Origin of the sequence: Streptomyces sp. NBC_00258, from assembly GCF_036182465.1 — a bacterium.
GTDB lineage: Bacteria > Actinomycetota > Actinomycetes > Streptomycetales > Streptomycetaceae > Streptomyces.
Genome location: NZ_CP108081.1, coordinates 2,338,736 through 2,358,564, shown reverse-complemented (window position 1 = coordinate 2,358,564; position 19,829 = coordinate 2,338,736). Strand labels below are relative to the sequence as shown.

The 19,829-nt window shown below is 70.8% G+C and carries 21 protein-coding genes and 1 pseudogene; 11 read left to right on the top strand and 11 right to left on the bottom strand.

What is annotated here, in order from left to right; all coding sequences use genetic code 11:
• Positions 1-94: 94 nt before the first annotated feature.
• From OG718_RS10860 to OG718_RS10840, 5 genes are all read left to right on the top strand, one after another.
• Complete coding sequence (locus tag OG718_RS10860) at positions 95-331, top strand: hypothetical protein (protein WP_055617312.1); 237 nt, start codon at positions 95-97, stop codon at positions 329-331.
• A gap of 318 nt (positions 332-649) precedes the next feature.
• Positions 650-1,015: a hypothetical protein gene (locus tag OG718_RS10855; protein WP_306936197.1), complete on the top strand. Its 366-nt coding sequence runs from the start codon at positions 650-652 to the stop codon at positions 1,013-1,015.
• A gap of 3 nt (positions 1,016-1,018) precedes the next feature.
• Complete coding sequence (locus OG718_RS10850; protein WP_328844023.1) at positions 1,019-1,759, top strand: hypothetical protein; 741 nt, start codon at positions 1,019-1,021, stop codon at positions 1,757-1,759.
• Positions 1,760-1,761: 2 nt separating this feature from the next.
• Complete coding sequence (locus OG718_RS10845) at positions 1,762-2,133, top strand: peptidase inhibitor family I36 protein (protein WP_186001096.1); 372 nt, start codon at positions 1,762-1,764, stop codon at positions 2,131-2,133.
• Between the two features lie 234 nt (positions 2,134-2,367).
• Positions 2,368-2,829 (top strand): hypothetical protein, encoded by a 462-nt coding sequence (locus tag OG718_RS10840; RefSeq protein WP_306936195.1) that lies wholly within the window; start codon positions 2,368-2,370, stop codon positions 2,827-2,829.
• Between the two features lie 199 nt (positions 2,830-3,028).
• On the opposite strand, the gene OG718_RS10835 is transcribed toward OG718_RS10840, so the two are convergent.
• The 4 genes from OG718_RS10835 to otr(A) all read right to left on the bottom strand — a co-directional run bounded on the left by OG718_RS10835 (position 3,029) and on the right by otr(A) (position 8,223).
• Positions 3,029-4,300, bottom strand: coding sequence for a ricin-type beta-trefoil lectin domain protein (locus OG718_RS10835; RefSeq protein WP_328844022.1), 1,272 nt, complete (start codon positions 4,298-4,300; stop codon positions 3,029-3,031).
• A gap of 234 nt (positions 4,301-4,534) precedes the next feature.
• The gene (locus OG718_RS10830; RefSeq protein ID WP_143634870.1) at positions 4,535-5,158 is read right to left on the bottom strand and encodes a VanZ family protein; all 624 of its coding nucleotides are present in this window, start codon (positions 5,156-5,158) and stop codon (positions 4,535-4,537) included.
• 302 nt (positions 5,159-5,460) lie between these two features.
• Positions 5,461-6,111, bottom strand: coding sequence for a DUF4230 domain-containing protein (locus OG718_RS10825; protein WP_143634872.1), 651 nt, complete (start codon positions 6,109-6,111; stop codon positions 5,461-5,463).
• A 174-nt stretch (positions 6,112-6,285) separates the two neighbouring features.
• On the bottom strand, positions 6,286-8,223 hold the full coding sequence (gene otr(A), locus OG718_RS10820; RefSeq protein WP_328844021.1) for a tetracycline resistance ribosomal protection protein Otr(A): 1,938 nt from the start codon (positions 8,221-8,223) through the stop codon (positions 6,286-6,288).
• A gap of 178 nt (positions 8,224-8,401) precedes the next feature.
• On the opposite strand from otr(A), the pseudogene OG718_RS10815 reads away from it, so the two are divergent.
• Positions 8,402-8,539, top strand: a pseudogene (locus tag OG718_RS10815) (elongation factor Tu); the annotation flags it as partial.
• A 10-nt stretch (positions 8,540-8,549) separates the two neighbouring features.
• Here the strand turns inward: OG718_RS10815 and OG718_RS10810 are convergent.
• Both OG718_RS10810 and OG718_RS10805 read right to left on the bottom strand, forming a co-directional pair.
• The gene (locus tag OG718_RS10810; RefSeq protein ID WP_143634876.1) at positions 8,550-8,930 is read right to left on the bottom strand and encodes an anti-sigma factor antagonist; all 381 of its coding nucleotides are present in this window, start codon (positions 8,928-8,930) and stop codon (positions 8,550-8,552) included.
• A 188-nt stretch (positions 8,931-9,118) separates the two neighbouring features.
• Positions 9,119-9,547, bottom strand: a complete 429-nt coding sequence (locus tag OG718_RS10805) for a MarR family winged helix-turn-helix transcriptional regulator (RefSeq protein ID WP_143634878.1) — start codon at positions 9,545-9,547, stop codon at positions 9,119-9,121.
• Positions 9,548-9,652: 105 nt separating this feature from the next.
• On the opposite strand from OG718_RS10805, the gene OG718_RS10800 reads away from it, so the two are divergent.
• Positions 9,653-11,110, top strand: coding sequence for an aldehyde dehydrogenase family protein (locus tag OG718_RS10800; RefSeq protein ID WP_328844020.1), 1,458 nt, complete (start codon positions 9,653-9,655; stop codon positions 11,108-11,110).
• A 59-nt stretch (positions 11,111-11,169) separates the two neighbouring features.
• Complete coding sequence (locus OG718_RS10795) at positions 11,170-12,279, top strand: NAD(P)-dependent alcohol dehydrogenase (protein WP_328844019.1); 1,110 nt, start codon at positions 11,170-11,172, stop codon at positions 12,277-12,279.
• Positions 12,280-12,404: 125 nt separating this feature from the next.
• On the opposite strand, the gene OG718_RS10790 is transcribed toward OG718_RS10795, so the two are convergent.
• The gene (locus tag OG718_RS10790; RefSeq protein WP_143634884.1) at positions 12,405-13,355 is read right to left on the bottom strand and encodes an NADP-dependent oxidoreductase; all 951 of its coding nucleotides are present in this window, start codon (positions 13,353-13,355) and stop codon (positions 12,405-12,407) included.
• Positions 13,356-13,428: 73 nt separating this feature from the next.
• Here OG718_RS10790 and OG718_RS10785 point away from each other — a divergent pair, with 73 nt between their 5' ends.
• Both OG718_RS10785 and OG718_RS10780 read left to right on the top strand, forming a co-directional pair.
• Positions 13,429-14,445 carry a GlxA family transcriptional regulator gene (locus OG718_RS10785; RefSeq protein WP_443055333.1) on the top strand — a complete coding sequence of 339 codons (1,017 nt, stop codon included), beginning with the start codon at positions 13,429-13,431 and terminating at the stop codon, positions 14,443-14,445.
• 82 nt (positions 14,446-14,527) lie between these two features.
• Entirely contained in the window at positions 14,528-15,406 is an 879-nt protein-coding gene (locus tag OG718_RS10780) for a hypothetical protein (protein ID WP_260694968.1), read from the top strand.
• Between the two features lie 19 nt (positions 15,407-15,425).
• Here the strand turns inward: OG718_RS10780 and OG718_RS10775 are convergent, their stop codons facing one another.
• Both OG718_RS10775 and OG718_RS10770 read right to left on the bottom strand, forming a co-directional pair.
• On the bottom strand, positions 15,426-15,977 hold the full coding sequence (locus OG718_RS10775) for a TetR/AcrR family transcriptional regulator (protein ID WP_143634888.1): 552 nt from the start codon (positions 15,975-15,977) through the stop codon (positions 15,426-15,428).
• Positions 15,974-16,336 (bottom strand): DUF1304 domain-containing protein, encoded by a 363-nt coding sequence (locus tag OG718_RS10770; protein WP_143634890.1) that lies wholly within the window; start codon positions 16,334-16,336, stop codon positions 15,974-15,976. The genes OG718_RS10775 and OG718_RS10770 overlap by 4 nt, the downstream gene beginning before the upstream one ends.
• A 143-nt stretch (positions 16,337-16,479) precedes the next feature.
• On the opposite strand from OG718_RS10770, the gene OG718_RS10765 reads away from it, so the two are divergent.
• Positions 16,480-16,962 carry a GNAT family N-acetyltransferase gene (locus OG718_RS10765; protein ID WP_143634892.1) on the top strand — a complete coding sequence of 161 codons (483 nt, stop codon included), beginning with the start codon at positions 16,480-16,482 and terminating at the stop codon, positions 16,960-16,962.
• Between the two features lie 3 nt (positions 16,963-16,965).
• Here OG718_RS10765 and OG718_RS10760 read toward each other — a convergent pair whose 3' ends face one another.
• Both OG718_RS10760 and OG718_RS10755 read right to left on the bottom strand, forming a co-directional pair.
• Positions 16,966-18,219, bottom strand: a complete 1,254-nt coding sequence (locus OG718_RS10760) for a PucR family transcriptional regulator (RefSeq protein WP_328844017.1) — start codon at positions 18,217-18,219, stop codon at positions 16,966-16,968.
• Positions 18,220-18,321: 102 nt separating this feature from the next.
• Positions 18,322-19,758 (bottom strand): MFS transporter, encoded by a 1,437-nt coding sequence (locus tag OG718_RS10755; protein ID WP_328844016.1) that lies wholly within the window; start codon positions 19,756-19,758, stop codon positions 18,322-18,324.
• Between the last annotated feature and the right edge of the window lie 71 nt (positions 19,759-19,829).

The following is a 19,829-nucleotide window of genomic DNA, read 5'->3' as shown; positions in this document are numbered from 1 at the left end:
ACGCCGGCCACGTCGGCGCCGCCGAGTGCCACGACGACCGACAGCGCCGCCCGGGCAGGCTTATCGGCGGCACGCGTGTGGAACCGGTGGGATCATGACTGAAATCGCAAGCCCCCACATCTCGTACCCGCGGATCACGGTCCTGGGCGTTCAGCCCGGCGATCCGCCCTTCCGCATCGTGGAGATCGACGGCGCGGTCATCGGCGAGGCCAGGAGCTTCACGGACGTCCTGATGGCCGCCGCGGCGTACGGCATTCCGGTGCATGACGCCGATGACCCTGCCGTGGTGCGGTGGGTCGGGGGCGACAAACTGACCTGGCATCTGCGTTAGCGCTCCGCTGGCGGCGTGGGTACACCGCGGGCCGGTGGGGGTTGATCGCGCAGTTCCCCGCGCCCCTACAGGGGCGCGTTGTGGTTCTCGCCCGCTGTTCGGGTGAACGTGCTCGGGGGAGCGCGTGGACCTGGGGTTTTCGCGCCGTGGTGAGCCGTCGCGGACCGGACGGCTTCGTGCATCGGCAGGTACCGGGAGGCGAGTGCGGCCGTGCATGGGCCCGCTCCCACGAGGGCACTTTGATCTTGGCAGTCACCGTGATCACGATCCGGCCCGGTTGCCCTGCGCGTATCCCTCCCTCGTACGACTGGAGTCGTCATGTTCCGTCGCCTCGCCCTGCCCGCGGCCCTGCTCGCCGCCGTCGCCGTTCTGGGCGCCGCTCCCGCCACGACGGCCGCGCCCACGGCACCCGCCGCGGGCTCCGTGTGCTTCTGGACCGGGGCCGGACAGCACGGCACGTCCTGGTGCTACACACCACCGGGCTATACGGACGTACCGGAGTCGCTCCACGACAAGGCGGCCTCGTTCCGCTCGGACGCGGACACCGCCGTGTACGCCATCGACTGGGCCCGCGGCACCTGCTACCACCGGCTGATCCGGGCGCACGACCTGGCCGACAACTGGCCCTGGGGCGCCCGCCTCGACGGGGTGTCCGACACCACGATGGGCTGCGAGGCCGGCTGAGCCGTGCGACTGCTGCGTGCGCTCGGCGCCGCCCTTGTCGTAGTGACCCTGCTGACACTGGGCGGGTGCGCCACGCCGACCGGTGCGGGACGGGACACGCCTGCGCTTCCCAGGACCGAGCGCGGGCGGGACGACCTCATCAAGGCCGCTCAGCAGGTTCTCGTCGAACGGTGCCTGGCCCGGCGAGGGCTGTCCTCGAAAGGAGCCGCCGAAGAACGGCGGGAGAACGGAACCGATGACGCCGAGGATCGGCGGCTGCAGGGCGCCCTCTTCGGCCGCGGCCGTCCCGAGCTCTCCATCACCCTTGCCACCGGATACACCGTCAAGGCGCACACCGACGGCTGCCTCGCCGCCGCTCAGCGCGAGCTGTACGGGGACGAGCGGCGCTGGTTCCGCGCCCAGGTCGTCGTGAACAACCTCCGCGCGGAGGTCGGGCTGCGACTGAAGGACGACTCCGACTACCGGGCGGCGCAGGGCCGTTGGGCCAAGTGCGCCACACCGGACGACGGACCCGGGCCCGAGCGGCCCGCCCCGGCTCTCGCCGCGCGCTGCGCACGCGAGAGCGGCCTCGACGAGGTGCGCGCCCGGCTGGAACCCGCCCTGCTGGACCAGGTCCGCACCGAGCGGCGCCACCAGTTGACCACCTACCGGCAGCTGCGCACCCGCGCACTGCACCGCGCGGCGGATCTGTACGCCGAGCGGACCGTTCCGGAGAACCAAGAGAAAGGCAGTACCCCTTCGTGATCATCAAGCGCTTCGCCGTCTCCGCCGCCGCGGCCGTCCTCGCCCTGAGCGGCGGTCTGGCCCTGGCCTCGCCCGCCGGCGCCGCCAGCTGTCCGAGCGGTGAGTTCTGCGTCTGGGAGAACGCGAACTTCGCCGGTCAGCGGGCCAACTGGTCGGGCGACGACGGCTGGTGGGAGAGCTGGATCGCCGACACCGACTCCTCCTGGGCCAACCACGGCATCTCCGGACCCGGCATCAAGGACCACGTCCGGGTGTACGAGAACTCCGGGCAGGGCGGCGACATGACGATCTGCCTCACCCCCGGACAGGAGGTCGGCTACAACGGCGTGGCCAACGACCGCGGCGACTCGCACACCTGGGCCATGAACTGCTGACAGCCGCCGGCCGCGCGCCCGGCGGGTGACCTCAGGAGGGGAGTGGCACGCCCGAGAGATCGGGCGTGCCACGTGACGAACGGGTCGCACGACGGAGTGCGTGACGAATGTGCAGTAAATGTCCGGGAACGGAAACAGCGACGGAGGAGAGCACAACGCCCGCCGGGGGTGGCGGGTCTGCTCCTGTGACCAGCCCAACTCATGGGCACAGCAAGGAAAAACGGGGTACCTCACATGTTCCGCACCGTCACGCGCCCGACCAGGCGCGTCGCCCTCGCCCTCGGTTGCGCGGCCGTCCTCGGTCTCGGACTCGCTTCCACCGCACCGGCCTCCGCCGCACCTTCCGTGGACCCGAACGGCCGCTACACCGCCGAGGAGATCCACACCTTCCTCGGCGACTTCTACGGCGACCACGGGCCCGGCGACTTCGCCCGGAAGTACGGCATCTCCGAGCACCTGAAGGAGAAGGTCGCGCAGAGCGAGGGCGTCGACGTCCTGCTCTGCGCGCAGAACGAGCCGCGGTCCATCGACATCGGCCCGGTCAGCACGGCCCAGTCCGCGGGCGTCGGCTACGCCACGGTGACCACGCACTGGGGCGAGCAGGGTGAGGACACGGCGACCTTCACGGCGTACGTCGGCCTGGACGCCACGCGGCCGATCCAGCTGCAGGACACCGACTGCGAGGCGACCGACTGACGCGGAGCCCGGGTCGTGCACCCGGGGCCCGAACGGGCTGTGCGCAGTGGGCCTGTGCCCGAACGACCTGAGCCCGGCCGGTGGTCCCGGCCGGGCTCGATTCGGGCCGGTGCGGGCGCACGGCCGACCCCCCGCGTCAGCCGGCCGTACGCCCGCACCGGCGGGTGGTGCTCCCGCGTCGGTCAGTTGTTCCGCCCCGTCAGCCGACGGTCCACTTCTGGTTGGCTCCGCCCGAGCACGTCCAGATCTGGAGCCGCGTGCCGTTGGCGGAGCTGTTGCCCGTCACGTCCAGGCACTTGTTGGCCTGTGGATTCACGATGTCGCCCGCCGCGCTGACCACCCAGCGTTGATTGGCCCCGCCCCCGCAGTCCCAGAGCTGCACGGTCGAACCGTCCGCCGTGCCGTTGCCCGTGACGTCCAGGCACTTGCCCAGCGCACGGATCGAGCCGTCGGAGGCCACGGTCCACTGCTGGGCGGCGGAGCTGTTGCAGTCGTAGAGCTGAACGGGCGTGCCGTTGGCGGAACTGGCGCCCGCCACATCGACGCACTTGCCCGCGAGCCCTCTGACGGGCGCACCGCCTCCGGAGCCGTCGCTCGTCGTCACCTTCACCTCGTCCACGACGAGTTGCTGCGGGAACGAGGTCGAGCCGTCCGGGTCGCCCGGCCAGTAGCCGCCGACCGCGAGGTTGAGGATCAGGAAGAACGGCTTGTTGAACACCCACTGCCTGCCGCCCAGATCGGCGGGGGTGCGCCGCTGGTAGACATTGCCGTCCACGGACCAGGTGACCGCGTCGGGGCTCCAGTCGATGGCGAAGGTGTGGAAGGCGTCCGCGAAGGCCTGGCCGCCGGGCAGCGAGTAGGCGCCGCCGATGCCGCCCGAGCCGGAGTAGCCGGGGCCGTGCAGGGTGCCGTGGACCGTCGAGGGCTCGAAGCCGACGTTCTCCATGATGTCGATCTCGCCCGAGTTCGGCCAGCCGACCTGCCCTATGTCGTTGCCGAGCATCCAGAAGGCGGGCCACATGCCCTGCCCGCGCGGCACCTTCAGGCGGGCCTCGACCCGGCCGTACGTCGTCGTGAACTTGCCCGCCGTGTTGAGGCGGGCCGAGGTGTACTCACAACGCCCGTACCAGCACTGGTAGTTGTTCGGGTTCTCGCGTCGGGCCGTGATCACCAGGTGGCCCTGGCCGTCCAGGGCCGCGTTGTTGGCGCCGGACGTGTAGTACTGCCGCTCGTGGTTGTTGACGTTGTCGCCGGTCTCGATCTGCCATTTCGAGGAGTTGACGGCCGAACCGGCGGCACCGTCGAAGGTGTCCGAGAACGTCACGGCCGCGGCGGCCTTCGGCTCGGGACCCGCCTGCCCTGTGGCGGCCTGCCCCGTATCCGCCTGTGCGGGCAGAACCGCGGCGGATGCGAGGAGCACGGCGGACAGGGTGGCGAGGAGGCATCTGCGGAGCAGGCGTGGCGAGTCCACGACTCTCCCTTCCGTACGGCGATCCCTGTGGGGGATGGATGCCGACTGAGGTGGGGGGTGCGCGCTTCGACTCTTGATTTAAGAGGTGAGCTAAGGGAGCGTCAAGGCTTTGGTACGGACCATTCCTTCACGCCTCGCACACCTCGACGCGCACCCTCACGCCCTCAAGCCCCCGCGCCTCCTCGCTCCGGGCTCCGTGCGTTCACGCCTTCACGGCTTCAAGCCTTCAGCCCTTCACGCCTCCGAGTTCTTGCGGCGGCGCTTGCGCGGATGCACCGCACGGTTCAGCCGGCGGCCGAGGAGCAGGTAACCGACGAGCGCCCCGCTGGTGTTGAGGATGACGTCGTCGACGTCGAAGGCTCGTCCGGTGATCACCGCCCCCTGTACCAGCTCGACCATCATCATCACGGCCGCCGTGAGGAGGAGCACTCGCAGGATCCCGCGTGCCTTGGGGACCAGGACGGGAAGCAGCACTCCGAAGGGGATGCCGAGGAGGAGGTTGCCGCCGATCTGCTTGAACGCGTCCCGCAGTTCGGGCTGGTCCAGATAGGCGCGCAGGGAACGGCCCGGATGCAGGTTGCTGTGCGTCAGGGCCTCGGAGGCCGGTGACGGCTGCAGTGTGATCCGGGCCAGCGCGGCGGCGAAGGCCACCATGGCGGCGAAGGCTACGAGCATGACCAGGAGCCGTACGACAAAGGGAAGCGGTCGTCGTTCGCCCGGAGCCGTCGACGAGCGGGGGTCGGACTTGGCGTCGGGGGAACGCGACTTCTTGGTGCGAGGGCTGGTCTTCTTGGCGCCGGAATGAGAGGTGGAGCGAAGGCGTAGTGCGATGCGCGGGCGTGACACTGCGCGGGCCATTCAACCCTCCAGTTTTCAACTGTCGTCCGATGACAGGCGAGTACCCCCGAAGGGGTCGAAGATGCCGACGACATGTGTGCGGGCCTGTGATGTCGTCGGCGGGGGAGGGGCGTGAGCGCCCCGGTGCCGCCGTGCCCCGCCCTCCGCTGAAACCGTTGCGGGATTCCCGGCCCTGAGCCGCCGATCGCCCCGGCTTTCGTTGCTGCTGCCGGGGCGATCGGTGTGCTCGGGCCGGAGGGGCGACGGAGGCGTCGACGAGCGTGCGCGGGCCGAGGTCACGGTCCGGAGTCACGGGCCGAGGCTCATGACCCGTACGTCACCTTCACCTCCTTGAAGCCCAGGGAGCCGAGCAGCCCCTTGAGCATGGCGGTGGTGTTCTCCTCGGCGCGGGCGGTCAGCTCGGTCTTCTTCGCGGCGTCACCGATGTGCCGGGCGGCGAGCCGCTGGACGGCCCGCTCGTCGTTCGGGTTGTCCGAGAAGACGTCGCCGAGCCGGTCGAGGAGACCGCGCTGCTTGGAGACGGCGTAGGACTGGTCGGGGTCGAGTGCGGGCTTGCCCAGGGCGGCGTGGGGGAGCCTGAGCGTGGCCGACGTGCGGTCCTTGTTGACCTTCACGTCCTCGTCGCGGATCTTTCCGAGGTCGACATAGGAGTCCACGGTGCCCGCGCCCACGTACAGGGTGCGGGTGCCACGGACCGCGTCCGGCAGGTACTTGGTGTCCTTCTCCAGATCCACCACCACCTGGAAGTTGCCCGAGGCGGCTTCGTAACGGCTCATGTCCTGAATGGACTTGAGGAGCGTGGGTCCTGTCCGGTCGTGGGTTTCCTCGCGGAAAACGTCACGCAGTCCGGGCAGCAGGCTCAGCTGCAGGCCGGCACCGAGTATCACCAGAACCAGCACGACCGCGCTCAGGATCTTGGCCCATCCGGGCATGCGCTTCAGGGACGTCGTCATGTGGCCGCCCTCCTTCCTCCTTCCTAGTGCCCCTCAAATCCTCGGCCAGACAGGCGTGTTGACCGAATGGTTGACTGCGTAAGGACCTCGGTGACTGCCTGGTGCGAGGGCTGTTGCCCGGGACGCACCACGAGCAACGGCCGGTCACACAAGGGGTCTTCCGCCCCTTTGCCCTCAGGCGTCACGCGAGCCTTCACGAGTCCGGGCAGGCTCCTCACGGCCCGGCTGCCGAACCGGACGATCCCCCGAGGGCCGCGACCACCACACCCCCTCGCCGTGCGTCAGCCCGGGCAGCCGCAGCTCGATGTCGCGGACGTGCCGGGCCGGCAGCTCACCGGTGACCAGCCACGATGTATGCCCTCCCGTGGTCTCCTCGAACTCCGAGCCGTATGCGGCGAGTCGGGCGGTCACCGGAGCGAGCGCGTCGAGGGGGAGATCGGCCTCGAAGGAGTGGAACGGCTCGTACACCCGCGTCCCCGCGCGCCGCAGGGCCCGGCGCAGCACCACCGGCGTGAGCCCGCGGAAGTCGCCCGCCGTACTGAGCGGGGCGGCGAAGCCGGAGCGGACGAGCGTGACCCGGCAGTCCGTCACGGGCCATCCTCGCGGGCCGCCGGAGAGGAGCGTGGCATGGACCGTGTCCTCGATCGCCTGGTGGAAGGCGCGGGGCAGCGCGCCGAGTTCGGTCTCGTACGCGAAGACCGTGCCCGAGCCGCGCGGGCCCGGCTCGACGCGGAGCCCGACCGTCGCCCAGAACCCGGTGTGGCCGTGCCGCTGGATCTCCTCGTACGCCTCACCCGTGCCCGCGGGGCGCTCCAGGTACCGGACGCGGCTCGGCTCGAACTCGGCCTCGATGCCGAAGTCCTGAGCGAGTGTCGCGGCAAGGACCTCCTTCTGCACCTCGCCGTACAGCAGCAGCACGGTGCTGCCCGAGGGGCCGGGCCGCGCGTGGATCAACGGGTCCTGGTCGGCCAGGGCGAGCAGCGCGGTACGCAGCGGTGCCGCACACTCCGGCCGCCGCGCGCGGACCAGCGTCTCCAGGGTCGGGGCGGCGAACTGCGGGGCGCGGTCCGGGATCCGGCCGAGGCGGTCGCCGACACGGATGCCGTGCAGGCCGGTCACCGCGGCGATGTTGCCCGCGGTGAGCGGTCCCGGCCGGCCCACCACGTCGAGCCCGAGGGCCCGGCCCGGCACCTCCGTGCCACGGCCGTCCGCCTCGCGCCGCAGGAACATGAGCCGCTGACGCTGCCTCACCTCACCCTCGTACAGGCGGAGATAGGCGGTTCGCTCACCGGTGGGTCCGGTGCGTACGGCGAAGACCGTGCCGCGTGGTTCCACGGCCTCGCGCGGGTCGGCCGGGTCGGCAGCGGGCTTCGGCGGGATCAACCGCGGCAGGGCTTCGACGAGTTCCGCGACGCCCTGGCCGCCGAGTGCGGACCCGAACAGGACCGGGTGGAGCGAGCCGTCGGCGGTGCGCGCGGCGAGTGCGGTACGCAGCGCGTCCGGTGTCGGCGGCGGACCGTCCACGACCGCCGCGAGGATGCCGGGGTCGACCTCGGCGAGCGCCTCCGCCGTACGGGCCTCGTCCGGCGAGCGCGGTACGACGTGGGCGTGGGCGGTGCCGATGGCGCGTACGCCCGTGAGGGGGACGAGGTGCGGGGTCAGCCTGCGCCGGATGTCGTCGAGCAGACCCTCCTCCCGCGCGCCCGCACGGTCGATCTTGTTGACGAAGACCAGCGTGGGCAGGCGCAGTCGGCGCAGGGTCTTCATCAGGGCCCTGGTCTGCGCCTGCACACCCTCCACGGCGGACAGCAGCAGCACCGCACCGTCGAGGACCTCCAGGGCGCGCTCGACCTCCGCGATGAAGTCGGAGTGCCCGGGGGTGTCGATGAGGTTGATCTGGACGTCCGCGGTGGTGAAGGAGGCGACGGCCGAGCGGATCGTGATCCCGCGTTGCCGCTCGATCGCCCCGTCGTCCGTACGGGTGTCGCCGGCGTCGACGCTGCCGAGCCGGTCGATGGCGCCGGAGTCGAAGAGCAGCCGCTCGGTGAGGCTGGTCTTACCGGCGTCGACGTGCGCCAGGATGCCGATGTTCAGGGTGCGCGGGGTCTGCATGGGTGGTCGATTCCTCGAGAACTGTCGTCCGGTGGGGGCGCAGGGCTTCGAGGAATCGGCGCATTCGGTGCTCCTGGAGTCGGCGGTCGGTGCGCGGCCATCATGGCGCGTCGGCCGGATACGACCGCAACCGATTTTCCCGCCCGTGGACACGGCGGGCGATCGGCAGTACCGAATAGCAGTCATGCCGGGCGACAACACGAGCATGCACGTCCAGCTGATCCAGCCGGTCGCGATGGAGGAAGGGCTGAAATTCGCGATCAGGGAAGGCGGCAGGACGGTCGGCGCCGGTCAGGTCACCAAGATCCTCAGGTAGCGGCGCGCCGTCATAAGGACTCCGAGGCGGCCTCGGGCTGGCCGAGGGCCTCGTCCATGCTGGACAGCGGAGGCAGGACGTCGTCGAGCCCGGTCACACGCAGGATGCGCAGGGTCAGCGGGTGGGTGCAGACCAGCTGCAGCCGCCCGCCCCGGGCGAGGACCCGGCGTCGGGCGCGGTACAGCAGGCGCAGGCCCGAGCAGTCGAAGAACTCGATGTGCCGCAGGTCGAGCACGACCCGCGCGGCCGGGTGTCCCGTGGCCGCGTCCAGGGCCGGGACGATGTCCAGCGCCGCGATGATGTCGATCTCGCCGTGGAACTCCAGCACGGTGTGCCCGCGGTCCTGGTGGACACGCAGATGAGGAGTGAACGGCGCGGACTCGTTGCGCACGACGACATCACCTCCAACAGGGTCACCGGGGGGCCAGGGTGACGTCGTTCTGCGAGCGTAGACGCGACCGTGTGCGGCTGGAGGCCGCCCAACCGTCCCCCACTCAGCAAGTTACCCTCGTTGGGGTGAATTTCAGCATGTTCGATTGACATATGTCTTCGATTTAAAGGTCGTGTCGCCCGTCAGTTTCAGGACAGCGACTGCCACGCCTTCGACAGCGCCTGCCGGAACTGCTCCGTCTGGTGCGCCGTGAGATCCCGGACCATGCGCTCCTCCAGTTCCCGCACGGGCTCGGCGTGCCGGGCGAGCAGATCGCGGCCAGACTCGGTGAGGAGGATCAGCAGCTCGCGGCGGTTGCGGGGATTGCGCTCGCGTCGTACGAGGCCGCGGGTCTCCAGGCTCCGGATCACGTCGGCCACGGACTGCGCGGTCACGAACGAGTCGCGTGCCAGCTGCGCCGCGGACAGGCCGTCGTGCCGCTCCAGGACGGTGAGCGAGGTGTACTGCAGTGCGGTGATCCCCGTGGGCTTCAGCAACTCGTCGAGGCGGGACCGTACGACGAGCTCCACCTGCTTGACCATGTACAGGAGCGACGGGGGTGCCTTGGTGACGACCATGCGTTCAGCCTAGGGCATTGACAGGAAACCTGTCTGTAAAGAGACTGCGAACCAACAGGAATCCTGTTGGTTGAAATCTTGGCGATCGAGGCTGAGGAGTGGGCAATGACGACCACCTTCGAGAGCGGGCCCGGGCAGCTGTTCATCGGTGGACAGTGGCGCGAGGCGGCCGACGGAGCGCGTACGGACGTGTTCGATCCGTCCACCGGCCAGGTGGTCACGACGGTCGCGGAAGCCTCCGCCACCGACGTCGACACGGCGGTACGCGCCGCGCGGAAGGCGTTCGACAACGGACCGTGGGCCACGATGAGCGGTCGCGAGCGCGGCCGGGTGCTGCACCGCGTCGCCGAACTGATCCGCGAGAACGCGGACGAGATCGCGGCCCTGGAGAGCCAGGACGTCGGCAAGCCGATCACGCTGTGCCACGCCGTCGACGTGACGAACGCGGCCAACGACTACGAGTACTACGCCTCCCTCGCCTGGACCCTGGACGGCGCGACCCGGGACACCCCGCTCAACGGCCTCGCCTACACCAAGCCCGGCCCGATCGGTGTCGTCGCCGCGATCACGCCCTTCAACTTCCCGCTGATCCTCGCCGGCTCGAAGATCGCCCCGGCGCTCGCGGCCGGCAACACCGTCGTGCACAAGCCGGCCGAGGAGACCCCGCTCAGCGCCCTCTACATGGCCGGTCTGCTCCAGAGGGCGGGCGTCCCGGACGGCGTCTACAACGTCGTCACCGGCACGGGACCGGTCGCGGGCGAGGCGCTCCTGCGCAACCCCGGCGTCGACAAGATCGCCTTCACCGGGTCCACCGCGGTCGGCCGGCACGCGGCGAGCGTCGCAGGTGAGGGCCTGAAGTCGGTCACCATGGAGCTCGGCGGCAACGCGGCGCACATCGTCTTCGAGGACGCCGACGTCGAGAAGGCCATCGGCGCGGTCATCAAGGGCTTCGTCTTCAACACCGGCCAGTTCTGCATGGGCGGCCCGCGCCTCCTCGTTGCGCGCCCGCTCTACAACACCGTGGTCGGCATCCTCGCCGACGCCGTCCCCGGCGTACCGGTCGGCGACCCCCGGCAGCCCGAGACCGTCGTCGGGCCGATGGCGGGGGAGAGGCACCTGAAGAAGGTCGAGGAGTACGTAGAACTGGCGCGCAAGGAGGGCGGCCGCATCGTGTGCGGCGGTGAGCGCCTCGACCTGAACGGCGGCTTCTACTACAAGCCCACGGTCATCGCGGGCCTGTCGAACGACTCCCGGGTGGTCCAGGAGGAGATCTTCGGCCCGGTCCTGACCGTGCAGCCCTTCGACTCCGAGGACGAGGCCGTCGAGCTGGCCAACTCCACGCCGTACGGCCTGGCTTCGGGCCTGCAGACCACCGACCTCGCCCGCGCGCACCGCGTCGCCGACCGGCTCCAGGCGGGCATCGTGTGGGTCAACGACTGGGCGATGCTCGACCCCGCCGTGCCCTTCGGAGGCGTCAAGGCCTCCGGCTTCGGCCGCGAGTACGGGCCCGAGGCGCTCGCCTCCTACACCAAGGTCAAGTCCGTCGTCATCTCGTTCGACTGAACGCCCCCCGCAGCCAGGCTCACCCCTTCAACTCACCCTCACCCAAGGGAGTTCGCAGTATGTCCACCACCACTCGCGCAGCCGTGGTCGAGTCCGGGGGAGCGCCCTTCACCCTCGCCGACGTGGAACTCGACGAGCCCCGCGCCCATGAGGTCCTGGTCAAGATCGTGGCCGCGGGCCTGTGTCACACGGATCTCGGGGTCGCGAGCGGCGGCCTGCCGTTCCCGCTGCCCGGCGTACTGGGCCACGAGGGCGCAGGGATCGTCGAGGCCGTCGGCCCTGACGTCACGGGCGTCGAGCCCGGCGACCACGTCGTGCTGTCCTTCACCTCCTGCGGCTCCTGTCGCAACTGCCGCGACGGCCACCCGGCGTACTGCGCCGCCTGGCTGCCGCTGAACCTCCTCGGCGGCCGCCGCGCCGACGGCTCGGCCACCATCAGCCGCGACGGGGCCCCGCTCGGCGGCCACTTCTTCGGCCAGTCCTCCTTCGCCGAGCGGGCGTTGGTGGACGAGCGCAGCCTCGTCAAGGTCGACCGGGACATCCCGCTGGAGTCCCTCGCGCCACTGGGCTGCGGCGTACAGACAGGCGTGGGCGCGGTCTGGAACGTCCTTCAGCCCCGTACGGGCGACACGGTCGTGATCCTGGGCGCCGGTGCGGTCGGTCTGTCGGCGGTGATGGCCGCGGCACTGACGCCCGCCACCACGGTGATCGCCATCGACAAGGTCGTCGAACGGCTGGAACTGGCAAGGGAGTTGGGCGCCACCCACACCGTGAACGCCAACGAGGCGGACATCGTCGAGGCGGTCCAGCTGATCACGGGCGGGGCGGGAGCCGACGGGGTCGTCGAGACCACCGGCAACGTCATCGTCCTGCGCAAGGGCGTGGACGCGCTCGCCGCTCGCGGTACGGCGGTGATCGTCGGCGCCCCGCCCTTCGGTTCGGAGGTCGCCCTGGACGTCAACGGAATGCTCGGCGGCAAGCGACTGGTGGGCCTCACCCTCGGCGACCAGGAGACCCAGACCGCGATCCCCGCCCTGGTCAAGCTGGTCCGCAAGGGCCGGCTGCCGCTGGAGCGGCTGATCAGCACCTACGCGTTCGAGGACATCGGCCAGGCCGTCCAGGACATGAGCGCGGGCAAGACGATCAAGCCGGTACTCACGTTCGCCTAGGGCGCCCCGCACTCTTCCAGCGGACGCCCACCGCAGCGCCCCTTCAGGGGCGCGGGGAACTGCGCGACCAGCCACAACCGGCCCGCAGCTCAACACCACCTGTGGTACCCGCGCCCCACAAGGTGCTACCGAACCTGAAGAACAAGCTTCCCCACGGTCCGCCCGGTGTCCCCCAGCGCATGCGCCTTCGAGGCCTCGGCCAACGGAAACACCTCGGCAACCGTGGCGCGCAGCCGCCCCGCGGCGACAAGCTCGGCAATCGCCCGCATCCCGGCCTGATCGGCCTCCACGAGCAGTTCCACCGCCCGTACACCGAGCCCCTGCGCCTCCTCGGCGAGCGCCGGCGACCCGGACGGCAGGATCGACACCAGCAGCCCGCCCGGCCGCAGCGTCCTGAGCGACCGCGACCGGTAGTCACCGCCGATCGTGTCCAGCACGACATCGACATCCCGCACGACCTCGGCGAAGTCGGTCTCCCGATAGTCGACCGCCTCATCCACGCCCAGGCTCCGCAGGAACTCGTGCTTGCCCGCGCTGGCCGTACCGATCACATACGCCCCCCGCTCCTTGGCGATCTGCACGGCCAGATGCCCCACGCCGCCGGCCGCCGCATGGACCAGCACCCGCTGCCCCGGCCGGACGTCCGCCGTGTCGACCAGCGCCTGCCAGGCGGTCAGCGCGGCCAGCGGAATCGCGCCCGCCTGCGTGTGGTCGACCTCGGCCGGCTTGTGCGCGAAGGCGCGCGCGGGACCGGTGACGTACTCGGCGTGCGCCCCGACGCCGTACGGGTACGGCAGCATGCCGAAGACCTCGTCGCCCGGCTTGTGGAGGGTGACGCCGAGGCCGATCGCCTCGACGACCCCGGACACGTCCCAGCCGAGGACGAACGGCGGCTTCCCGAGGAAGTTGCCGTTCGCCCGGTGCTTCCAGTCGGTGGGGTTGAGACCCGCCGCGTGCACCCGGATCAGCACCTCGCTCGGCCCGGGCCTCGGGATCTCCAGCTCCACTTCCTTGAGGACCTCGGGACCGCCGAGGACGTCCTGACTGATCGCGCGCATTGTGTTCTCAGTGCTCATGCGCTCCAGCCTGCCGGGCCGCGAGAGCCGAGGAAATGGCAAGATTGCCATTGTTCGATAGGATCGTGCCATGTTGCTTCAGACGTCCTGCGGGGAGCGCCCCGACCCGACCGAGACCTCCCGGCACGGGGAGTACGACGGATCCGTGGAGCGGGTCGTCGTCCTGGCCCTGGACGGGGTCTACCCCTTCGAACTCGGCATCCCGAACCGGGTCTTCGGCTCGGCCGAGGGCCGGTACGAGATCCTGACCTGCACGGTCGACGGCCGGCCGGTGCGCAGCAGCTCGGACTTCTCGATCACCGTCGAACACGGCCCGGAAGTGCTGAGCACGGCCGACACGGTCGTCATCCCGCCGTTCGCGCTGTCGCAGATCAGCGCCGATCTCCCCGAGGCGGTGACCGCCGCGCTGAGGGCCATCCGGCCGGACGCCCGGATCGTGTCCATCTGCACGGGCGCCTTCGTCCTGGCGGCGGCGGGGATGCTCGCCGGACGCCGGGCGACGACGCACTGGCAGCTGGCCCCGCTGTTCCGGAAGATGTTCCCGGACGTGGACCTGGACGCCGACGTGCTGTTCGTCGACGAGGACTCACTCCTCACCTCGGCGGGAGCCGCGTCCGGCGTGGACGTCTGCCTGCACCTCGTGCGCAAGGACCACGGCAGCGAGCTGGCCAACCGCGTGGCCCGGTCCTGTGTGGTGCCGCCGTGGCGGGACGGCGGTCAGGCCCAGTACATCGAGCAGCCCGTGCCCGAACCCTCGACCGCGGGCACCGCGGCCACCCGGCAGTGGGCTCTGGACCGCCTCGGCGAACCGCTGACCCTGGCCGATCTGGCCGCCCACGCCCGGATGAGCCTGCGGACGTTCGCCCGCCGGTTCAACGACGAGGTCGGGATGAGCCCCGGCCGCTGGCTCATTCAGCAACGCGTCGTCCGCGCACGGCAGTTGCTCGAAGCCAGCGATCTGCCGGTGGACCAGGTCGCCGGCGAGGTCGGCTTCGCCACGGGCACATCGCTCCGGCAGCATCTGCACGCGGCGATCGGCGTCTCTCCGCAGGCCTACCGGCGTACGTTCCAGGCGGCCCGACAGGGCTGAAGGGCGACGAACCCCGACTGAACGTCCTGAGGGGCTCGTGCGTCGGAGGAGGGATACGGCGGCACTGCAGGCAGGGGGCGCTATGCGAGGGATCAAGGCGGGCGGACTGGCGGTGGCGGGAATCGCGACGGTCGCGACACTCGTGACAGTGCTGGTGGAGAGCGAGAAGGGGCACACCGACGGAGGGCTCCTCGACGGCGGACCCGCGTCGACCACGCCCTACGGCGGACCGCTGCGCGTGCCGCACAAGGAGTACGACGAGGACAGCCAGAGGGCGACCGAGGCCGAGTCGGGCGCGGCGGGGCTGGCCCTGGAGTGCGAGGGGGACATCCACTCCGGCGGGTTCGGGGGCAACTGGAGCAAGGGCGACGGCGGTTCGACCCCGGCGGAAGGGCTCAAGGCGTACTTCGACATCGAGCAGCCGAACGTCCCGAGGTCCGGCTATCGCGTCGAGCGCGACGACGGGGACCGCGTGCTGTTCTCGTACGACGTCGGTGGCGAGACCAAGGTCGCCGTCATCGTCGCCAAGGACCAGCCGAACCGGCCCGGTTGGGGCCCGGAGACGACCGCCTCGTGCGACCCGGCCGAGTTCCCCGAGAGCTTCACCGACGACCAGGGGTACGAGGTCTGGACCGACGCACGCGGCCGCCGGCTTCCGGTCACCACGATCAGCAGTTCCCAGGGCTCGGAGCACTGTGACTGGCAGTCGGCCCATTTCCTCGAACTCGGGCACGGCGCGAAGCGCGTGCTGTACGCCCGTGATCCCGAGGGCGTGCTGTCCGGGCTGCTCACAGCCCCGTACGACGGCGATGCCGCCCTGCCCGACGGCGCCCGCGACACCGGCTACCGACACGGTGAGCGGGAGCTGTGGCTGACGGCCGGCAAGAAGAAGGCGTACGTCCGCACGCCGGACGGGGTGGAGGCGTGGCCGGCGGTGAAGAAGGGGATGGGCTGCGACTGACGTCCTGTCCGGCGGCGGTTTACCGGCTTGCGTGCAGCGCCACGAGCAGGCGCCACACCTTGTGGGCGATCTCCTCAGGGGTGGCCTCGACGAGTCCGTGCAGCCAGTCGGCCAGGACGCCCGCGAAGGTCGCGGCGACGGCGGAGGCGATGAGGGGTGCCTCCGGCGCGCCGACGAGTTCTCGTTCGGCGAGGCTGCGGGCCCGCAGGTCCTGGTGGAGCACGCGCCCCAGCGGTCCGCCGCCGCCCGGGCTCAACAGGGCGCGGTAGAGCGGGGCATGAGGGGGCAGGCCCGCGAAGAACGTGAGCAGGGCGTCCGGCGCAGACCTGGGATCGGGCCTTCCCCGCCAGGCGTGCAGGGCGTCCACGGCGTCCCGTACGACATCGGCGCAGGCGTCGACGGCCAGCGCCTCCAGGTCGGCGTAGTGCAGATAGAACGTGGCCCGGCCGACCCCGGCCGCGCGCACCAGTGCGGCGACACCGACCTCCGCGAGCGGCCGCCGGGCGCACTCGTCGAGGAGGGCCCGGCGCAGTTTGGCCCGGGTGCGCTCGGCCCTGGGGTCGGAGGTCACCGGGCGAGGAGGACGGCGGCCAGGGCGAGCGCGCCGGGCAGGGCCTGCGCGAAGAGGATGCGACGGTTCGCGGTGACCGTGCCGTACACACCCGCGACGACTACGCACGCCAGGAAGAAGACCTGTACGCGGAAGCCCGTGGGGTCGTCGGCGATCAGTCCCCAGACGAGGCCGGCCGCGAGAAAGCCGTTGTAGAGCCCCTGGTTGGCGGCGAGCGCGGCGGTGGCCCGTGCCATCTCGGGATCGAACCCGTGCAGCCCGCGCCCCGGCTTCTTCTCCCACAGGAACATCTCCAGAACCAGGATGTACGCGTGGAGGGCGGCGACGAGGCCGACCAGCACGTTGGCGAGTGTCTGCATGGGGAGGTGGGCTCCTTCAAGGGGGAATTTCCTGGGATTTCCTGGACAGGTGTCCACTATACATGGACACCTGTCCAGAAAATCTCCTTGCGTTGGCGATCACTGCCCGGCACTGTCAGACCCGGCCGCTAACGTCCTGTCCCATGAGCGACCACCACGACCAGGCAGTCGTACGCCGGGCCCGCCCCGAGGACATCCCGGCGCTCGTCGCCTCCAGCGCGGCCCTGTTCGCCGAGGACGCGGGCACCCGGGACGCGACCGTCGACATCAACTGGCCCCTCGCGCAGGGCGCGGAGAGATTCGCCTCGGGCATCGACGATCCGGCCCGGCTGTCGCTCGTGGCCGAGCGCGACGAGGAGGTCATAGGTCACCTCGTGGGCACGGTCGCGGACGGCTCGGCCATGCGCCCGGTGAAGCTCGCCACCCTGCACAGCCTGTACGTGCGCCCGGCCCACCGCGGCACCCTGACCGGAGCACGGCTCGTGGCCGCCTTCCTCGACTGGGCGCGGGAACAGGGCGCCCAGCTGGCGGAGGTGACGGCGTACGCGGCCAACGCGGACGCGATCCGGTTCTACGAGCGCAACGGCTTCGGACCGCACACGCTCACCCTCGGCCGGTCGCTGTGACGCTCACCGTGCCCGCGCCGCCCTCCGGAGTTTGAGCGCCCGCAGCGCCAGCTGCATCTCGAACTGGGTGGTGGGGTCGTGGAGCCGGTCGCCGAACAACTCGTCGAGCTGACGCATGCGGTAGCGGACCGTCTGCGGATGGACTGCCAGACGGGCGGCCACCTCGCTCGCGTTGTGGCCGCACTCCAACCAGCTGAGAAGTGTCTCCGCGAGGCGCTCGCGCTGGGGCAGCCGGATGGTGTCCAGTGGACGCAGATGCCGGTCGGCCATCGCCTCCACCAGAGCCTCGTCGCGGAACAGCATCAGCGTGGCCAGATGGTCCCGGCAGCGCACCATCTGCGTGTCCGGCAGCACGCCCCGCCGGGCCAGATCGAGCGCCTCGGCCGCCCACCGCAGCGACCTCGCACCCTCCTGGAGCGCGACACTCGGCCCCATGACGGCCCGTAGGCCCTGCAACGCACCGACGACGGCACGCGCCCTTCCCGGGCCCTCCGGATCCGGCACCACCAGCACGGCCGGGCGCACGTCGAACCGCGCCAGGAACTCCGGCGGCACGATGGGCGGTTGGGCCGCCCCGGCCTGCGCCCCGTGATCGATGACGACCACGGCCAATGAGCGGGGCACGGGCCACTGCGCGGTGTGCGCGAGATCCGTGATGGCCTCGACCGACGCGGGCGGGTCCACGATCAGCAGATCGATCAGCCGCGTACGCCGCTGCTGCAGCTCACCGGCCGCGTGCAGCCGCGCCTCCGTGTACCCGGCCGTCGTCGCGGCCGCCATCTCGTCGAGGTGCAGGAACAGCGCCTCGCCGAACGCGGCCAGCACATGACGCGGCAGCAGGTCGGCGTCGACCAGCGCGTTGATCCGGCGCCACGTCACCCGCGCGCCGAGCCGCAGCGCCGACTGGAACGCGTCGAGACTGCGTCCCTCGTCCGCCTCGCCCCGGCCGATGCGCTGATACGTCGCCGTCACCGGCTCCCAGTCGGTGTCCGGCTTCGCCATCCGCTCCAGGAACCCCTGCAGCGCATGCTCCACGCCCTGGTGCACGACCTGCATGTACGTGTCGTCCGTCGGCCGCGCGTACTCCGGGATCTCGGTTCTGATCGCCCGTACGACCTCTTCCGTGATGTCGTCGAAGAAGGGTCTGAGATGGTCGTGCAGACCCGACGGGAACGCCTTGAACGGGCCATGGGCTTCCTCGGCCCTCGCTGTGGCGTTCGTGGCCTCGATCTTCTCCAGAATGCGGAATCCGGTCACGCAGCGGCTCCTTCTGCGCACGGGAAGTGGGGCACGGTGACGATACCCGCACGGATTCTGCCTAGCTTCATCGGCAACTGACAGACATGTACCAGGGGCTTGTCACTTCATGACAAGGGGAATCCTGCTCCTGCTCCTGCTCCGCGCCACCACCCGCCGATGACGCCCACGACGGCGCAGCGTCACCAGGGTCACGAACGCACCCGCGAGTACGCAGCACGCCGCCAGCCGGAGACCGAGGTCGTAGCCCTCCAGGAACGCGCCGCGCGGATCGGTGCCGGAACGCAGCTCGGAGCTTTCACGCCGGGTGAGGACCACGCCCACCAGGACCACCCCGAACACACCGGAGACCTCGCGTGCCGCGCTCACCAGACCGGTCGCCATCCCCATCCCGGTCTCCGGAACCCGGGCGAGACTGCGCACGGTCAGGGGAGTGGTGAAAGCTGAACCCCAGCCGATCAGCAGCAGCCCCGGCTGCAGATCCCAGAAGCCGGCCCGTGCACCGGCGCCCGAGACGTACAGCAGACCGACCGCCACCATGCAGAGGCCCGCCGCGATCGAGACATGCGCGCCCAGCGCACGGGCCGCCCGTTCGGCCACCGGCGTCCCCAGCAGCAGCGCGCCCGCCAGCGGCAGGAACGCCAGCCCCGCCCCCGTCGGCGAGAAGCCGAGCACCCGCTGGAGGTAGAGGGCGGTGAAGAAGAACACCCCGTTGACGCCGATGCCCCACAGCACCTGCGCGACGATCCCACCGGTGAGGAACCGGTCGCGCAGCAGCCCCAGTTCGACCAGCGGCCGCGCGGTCCGGGCCTCCACGACGACGAACACACAGGCGGCGACCGCCGAAACACACAGGCACAGCGGTACGGGCGCGGTGCCGAACCCGTGCTCCTGACCGCGCACGAGACCGTAGGTGAGCAGATAGAGCGCGAGCACGGACAGCAGCACACCGGGCAGATCCAGGCCACCGCGCCGAGGCGCGGACCGGCCGGGCACGGCCGGCATCAGCAGCAGCGCGATCAGCCCGAACGGGACGTTGAGCGCGAACACCCAGCCCCAGCCCCAGCGTTGGGTGACGAAGCCGCCCACCACGGGTCCCAGCGCCAGCGCCACGGCCAGTGCCGCCGTCCACAGGCCCACGGCCGTCGAGCGCAGCCGCGCGGGCAGGTCGACCGCGATGACGGCGAGCGACGCCGGAATGACCAGCGCGGCCCCGACCCCCTGCACCGTACGGGCCGCGATCAGCGTGCCCCCGCTGTCCGCGAGGGCGGCCGCCGCCGACGCCGCCGTGAAGACAAGGATCCCGGCGGCCAGCACGGATCTGCGCCCGAACAGATCGGTCAGCCGCCCGCCGGGCAGCAGCAGCGCGCCGAAACTGAGCACATAGCTGGCGGCCACCCATTCCAGGTCCGGCACCGTCAGGCCCAGTTCGCGCTGCACCGTCGGCAGGGCCACATTGATGACCGTGTTGTCGAGCGTCGTGATGAACCCGGTCAGTGTGAGCAGGGAGAACAGCGCGAACAGCCGTGCACGTCCCACGAGACGCTCCTTCCGCCGTCGCACGGAATTGTGGGCGGGAGAGCACCGACCGGGCTCTGGCCCACGGCATG